Raw genomic sequence first — 4,358 nt, 5'->3', positions numbered from 1 at the left:
GTCCTCGACCCCGTCCCCGTCCCCGTCCCCGTCCGGCGGCGTGGCCCTGATCACCGGTGCCGGCTCCGGCATCGGGCGGGCCGTCGCGCGGGAACTCGGCGCCGCCGGCTGGACGCTGGTGCTCGCCGGGCGGAGGCCCGAGGCGCTGGAGCGGACCCGGGCGGAGATCGAGGCCGACCGGGTCCTCTGCGTCGGCGCGGACGTCTCGGACGCCGACGACGTCGAGCGCCTCTTCGCCGCCGCCGCGGACTTCGACCCGCGCCTCGACCTGCTCTTCAACAACGCGGGCACCTTCGGCCCCGGCGGCATCCCGTTCGACGAACTCCCGCTCTCCGCCTGGCAGAAGGTGGTCGGCACCAACCTCACCGGAGCGTTCCTGTGCGCGCAGGCCGCGTTCCGCAGGATGAAGGCGCAGGACCCGCGGGGCGGCCGGATCATCAACAACGGCTCCGTCTCCGCGCACGTGCCGCGCCCGAGCTCCGCCCCGTACACGGCGACCAAGCACGGCCTGACCGGGCTGACCAGGTCGATCTCCCTGGACGGCAGGCCGTACCGGATCGCGTGCGGGCAGATCGACATCGGCAACGCCGCGACCGACATGACGGACCGGATGGCGCGGGGCGTACCGCAGGCGGACGGCCGTCTCGCCGCGGAGCCGGTGATGGACGTCGCGGATGTCGCGCGGACCGTACGGCACATGGCGGAGCTGCCGCTGGAGGCCAACGTCCAGTTCGCCACGGTCCTCGCGACGGCGATGCCGTTCATCGGCCGGGGCTGAGCGCCGGCGGACGTCCGGCCCGGGGCCGCCCGGCCGCCGGCCGCCGGGGCGCTTTGCCGTCAGGTCAGGACGCGGATCGGCACGCCGGACGCCCACGCCGCGATGTCCTCGACCGCGTCGCGGTAGAACACGTCGTACGTGTCCCGCGTGACATAGCCGACGTGCGGCGTGAGGACGGCGTTGTCCAGGGCCCGCAGCGGGTGGTGCTCCGGCAGCGGCTCCTGGTCGAAGACGTCGAGCGCGGCGCCGCCGATCCGCTGCTCGCGCAGGGCGGCGAGCAGCGCGTACTCGTCGACGATCGGCCCGCGCGAGGTGTTGACCAACAGCGCGGTCGGCTTCATCGCGGCGATCTCGGCGGCCCCGACCAGGCTCCGGGTGCGGTCGCTGAGGACCAGGTGGACCGACAGGACGTCGGCGGTGGCGAACAGTTCGTCCTTCGAGACGGCGCGCACCCCGTGCTCGGCGGCCCGCTCCTCGGTGAGGTTCTGGCTCCAGGCGACGGTCTCCATGCCGAAGGCCCGGCCGATCTCCGCGACGCGCGCGCCGAGACGCCCGAGGCCGAGCAGGCCGAGCGTCCGGCCGTGCAGGTCGCCGCCGACTCGGGTCTGCCAGCCCCCGTCGCGCACGGAGCGGTTCTCGGCCGGGACGTTCCGTACGGCCGCCAGGATCAGCGCCCAGGTCAGTTCGGCGGTCGGGGCCGACATGTAGCCGGTGTACGCGACGGTGAGGCCCCGTTCGCGGGCGGCCTCGATGTCGATGGAGCGGTTGCCCTTGCCGGTGGTGACGAGCAGCCGCAGGTCGGTCAGCCTCCGCAGGACACCGGCGGGGAACGGCGTGCGCTCCCGCATCGCCACGGCCACGTCGAACCCGGCCAGCCCCTTGACGAGCGCGTCCTCGTCCGCGAACGGCTCGTGGAACACCCGGATCTCGGCGTCGAGGGAGTCCCAGTCGGCGAAGCCGAGCGCGACGTGCTGGTAGTCGTCCAGAATTGCGATCCTCATGGGCCAGAAACTACCCGCAGCCGCCGCCCCGGCGGCGGCGAGGCCCCGTGTCCGCTCTGTCACACGGCGGGCATGGAGCACAACACGGCGGGCTTGGAGCACGACAGGCCGGGCATGGAGCACACTGCGGGCATGGATCAAGGACCCGAGAAGAGCGCCCCGGCCGTCCAGGACCCGTGGGCTGCGGTGGAGCGCCTGTACGGCTGGCTCGACGGGCGCAGCACACTCCCCGCCGACCAGGAGCGGCTGCTGCGGCTGCTGAAACTGACCGAGGAGACCGGCGAGGTGGCGGCGGCCGTGATCGGTGCCACCGGGCAGAACCCGCGCAAGGGCGTCACCCACAGCTGGGGCGACGTGGAGGCCGAGCTGTGCGATGTGATCGTGACGGCGATGGTCGCGCTGCGCACGCTCACCCCGGAGGCCGCGCGGGTGTTCGCGGGGCATCTGCGGCGGGTGGACGAGCGCACGCGGATCTGAGGAACGCCACGGGGGCCCGAGGCTGCTGGACCACCGCGGGGTGCGTCGCGCCGACCTCGGGGTGAGGGTCAGTACACCCCGCCGCCGCTTCCGCCGCCGGCCGCGGTGGGCGCCGCCGTCTTGGTGATCTGCCCGCCGTCCGGGCCCACCAGCCACCACTTGGCGCCGAAGCCGTCCACGCCCTGGCCCTTGGTGTCGCCCGCGGCCGTGTCGCCCGCGAAGTAGTAGAGCGGGTGGCCCGCGTAGGCGACCTGGGTCGTGCCGTCGGACCGCTTGACGAGGGTCAGCTTGGCCGCCGTCACACCGGAACCGGCCCTGGGCGCGGCCTTCGCCGTGACCGGAGGCCAGGCGGCGGCGCAGTCCCCGGTGCAACGGGAGGCGCCCGCCTTGTCCTTGACGAACAGGTACAGCGTCTTGCCGGAGCCGTCGACGAGATGGGTGCCCAGGTCGCCGCCGGTGGAGCGGATGTCCGCCACCGCCCCCGCGCCCGACCCGGCCGCGGCGGGCGCGCTCGCACTGCCGCCCGCCGCGTGGCTCGGGGACGAACTCCCGCCCTCGGCGGCCGAGTCGGAGCCTCCGCCGCAGGCCGCGGCGAACGCGGCCACCCCCGCGAGCACCAGGCCGAGAGCCGCGGTGGGCCCCCGGCCCCGCCTCCCGTTCCACCCGCGCGGCGCCCGCGCGCTCCCGCGCGCCGGGCTCATCCGCGCGTTGCCACGCGATGCCGTCGAACCATTCATCGGAACCGTCCCCTCACGAGACCTGTACGAGGGTTCCGCGCGGCCCTGATGGCCGGGCTCCTCGTCCGCCGCCGTCGCCCCGTGGCGGGAACCGGGGCCGGGTGGCGCGTCTTGTCTCTCACTACGCGGCGTCCCGCGCACCCGCTCAAGAAGGAGAGAGTGACGTGCGCCACACGGCCACCCGGGCGGCCCGGAAGCGGCGTCAGCCCGTGAGGTCGCCCTCCCGTTCGTTGACCGCCGCGTAGTGCCGCAGCTTGTCCTCGTCGACGCTGACGCCGAGGCCGGGCCCCGTCGGCACCCGCAGCCTGCCGTCCGCGAGGCCGAGCGGCTCGATGATGTCGTCGGCGTGCAGGTAGTACATGGAGTCGATGGCGCGCGAGAGCACCGGGGTGCTGGAGACGACCGCGAGGTGCGCGGCGGTCGCGATGCCCAGTTCGCCGCCGCTGTGCAGGTTCATGCCGAGCCCGAAGGTCTCGCAGTGCGCGGCCAGCGCCTTGGTGGGCGCGATGCCGCCCCACTTGTAGACGTCACCGTGGATCACGTCGACCGCGTTCAGCCGCATCGCGGGCGCGAACTCCTCGAACCGTACGACGCACATGTTGGTGCACAGCGGGATGCGGACGCGGGCGTGCACCTGGCTCATGCCCTCGATGCCGGTGCACGGGTCCTCCAGGTACTCCAGATCGAGTTCCTCAAGCGCGATCCCCGCCCGTACGGAATCGGGTACGGACCAGGCCGCGTTGGGGTCGACCCGCAGGTCGACGGCGGGCAGCGCGGCGCGCAGCGCGCGCAGGATGGCGACGTCGCCGTCCACGTCGACGGTGCCCTTGAGCTTCACGGCGCGAAAGCCGCCCTCGGCGACGACGCGGGCCGCGTGGTCGGCGAGCGCGCCGGGCAGCGCGTCGCGGCTGGCGCCGGGCGCGTCGGCGCGGGTGATGAGCGCGGTGATCGGCACCTCGTCGCGGACCGGGCCGCCGAGCAGGTCGGTCAGGGACTGCCCGGTGGCCTTGCCCATCGCGTCCCAGCAGGCCACGTCGAGGGCGGCGAGGGCCGCGTAGCCGAGGTAGCCGTAGAAGAAGGGCACCATGTGCTGCTTGCGGTGGAAGGCCTCAAGGGCGAAGGGGCTGGTGCCGATCAGGTCCTTCGCGAGGGACTCCACGATCGCGGCGACGGGGCGGCCCCACATGGTCTCGCCCCAGCCCTCGACGCCGTCGTCGGTGCGGACCCTCACCACGGTGCGGGTCTCGCCGGTCTTGGTCTCGAACGAGCTGGTGAACGGGTTGACCAGGGGGAGGTTGACCACCTGCACGTCGACGTCTGTGATCTTCATTCTTCTCCTCGGTGCGTGGGGGCGGGTGCGGGATC

Annotated in this window: 5 protein-coding genes; 2 read left to right on the top strand and 3 right to left on the bottom strand. The window is 73.7% G+C overall.

What is annotated here, in order from left to right; genetic code table 11:
• The first annotated feature begins 40 nt into the window (after window positions 1–40).
• Window positions 41–778, top strand: coding sequence for an SDR family oxidoreductase (locus LCE31_RS37335; protein ID WP_225022514.1), 738 nt, complete (start codon window positions 41–43; stop codon window positions 776–778).
• A 59-nt stretch (window positions 779–837) separates the two neighbouring features.
• On the opposite strand, the gene LCE31_RS37330 is transcribed toward LCE31_RS37335, so the two are convergent.
• The gene (locus tag LCE31_RS37330; protein ID WP_225022510.1) at window positions 838–1,779 is read right to left on the bottom strand and encodes a D-2-hydroxyacid dehydrogenase family protein; all 942 of its coding nucleotides are present in this window, start codon (window positions 1,777–1,779) and stop codon (window positions 838–840) included.
• Between the two features lie 132 nt (window positions 1,780–1,911).
• On the opposite strand from LCE31_RS37330, the gene LCE31_RS37325 reads away from it, so the two are divergent.
• Window positions 1,912–2,256 (top strand): MazG-like family protein, encoded by a 345-nt coding sequence (locus LCE31_RS37325; protein WP_225022512.1) that lies wholly within the window; start codon window positions 1,912–1,914, stop codon window positions 2,254–2,256.
• A gap of 68 nt (window positions 2,257–2,324) precedes the next feature.
• On the opposite strand, the gene LCE31_RS37320 is transcribed toward LCE31_RS37325, so the two are convergent.
• Complete coding sequence (locus LCE31_RS37320) at window positions 2,325–2,993, bottom strand: COG4315 family predicted lipoprotein (protein ID WP_225022508.1); 669 nt, start codon at window positions 2,991–2,993, stop codon at window positions 2,325–2,327.
• 202 nt (window positions 2,994–3,195) lie between these two features.
• On the bottom strand, window positions 3,196–4,323 hold the full coding sequence (locus tag LCE31_RS37315) for a mandelate racemase/muconate lactonizing enzyme family protein (protein ID WP_225022507.1): 1,128 nt from the start codon (window positions 4,321–4,323) through the stop codon (window positions 3,196–3,198).
• Window positions 4,324–4,358 lie beyond the last annotated feature (35 nt).

Origin of the sequence: Streptomyces sp. 8L, assembly GCF_020176795.1 — a bacterium.
Classification (GTDB): domain Bacteria; phylum Actinomycetota; class Actinomycetes; order Streptomycetales; family Streptomycetaceae; genus Streptomyces.
The sequence above is the reverse complement of the archived record's forward strand: the minus strand, read 5'-3'. Positions and strand labels throughout refer to the sequence as shown.

Excerpts from the sequence above, each read along its gene's own strand:
- LCE31_RS37325 (WP_225022512.1), top strand. The coding sequence starts at position 1,912 with ATGGATCAAGGACCCGAGAAGAGCGCCCCGGCCGTCCAGGACCCGTGG.
- LCE31_RS37330 (WP_225022510.1), bottom strand. The coding sequence starts at position 1,779 with ATGAGGATCGCAATTCTGGACGACTACCAGCACGTCGCGCTCGGCTTC.
- LCE31_RS37315 (WP_225022507.1), bottom strand. The coding sequence starts at position 4,323 with ATGAAGATCACAGACGTCGACGTGCAGGTGGTCAACCTCCCCCTGGTC.
- LCE31_RS37320 (WP_225022508.1), bottom strand. The coding sequence starts at position 2,993 with ATGAATGGTTCGACGGCATCGCGTGGCAACGCGCGGATGAGCCCGGCG.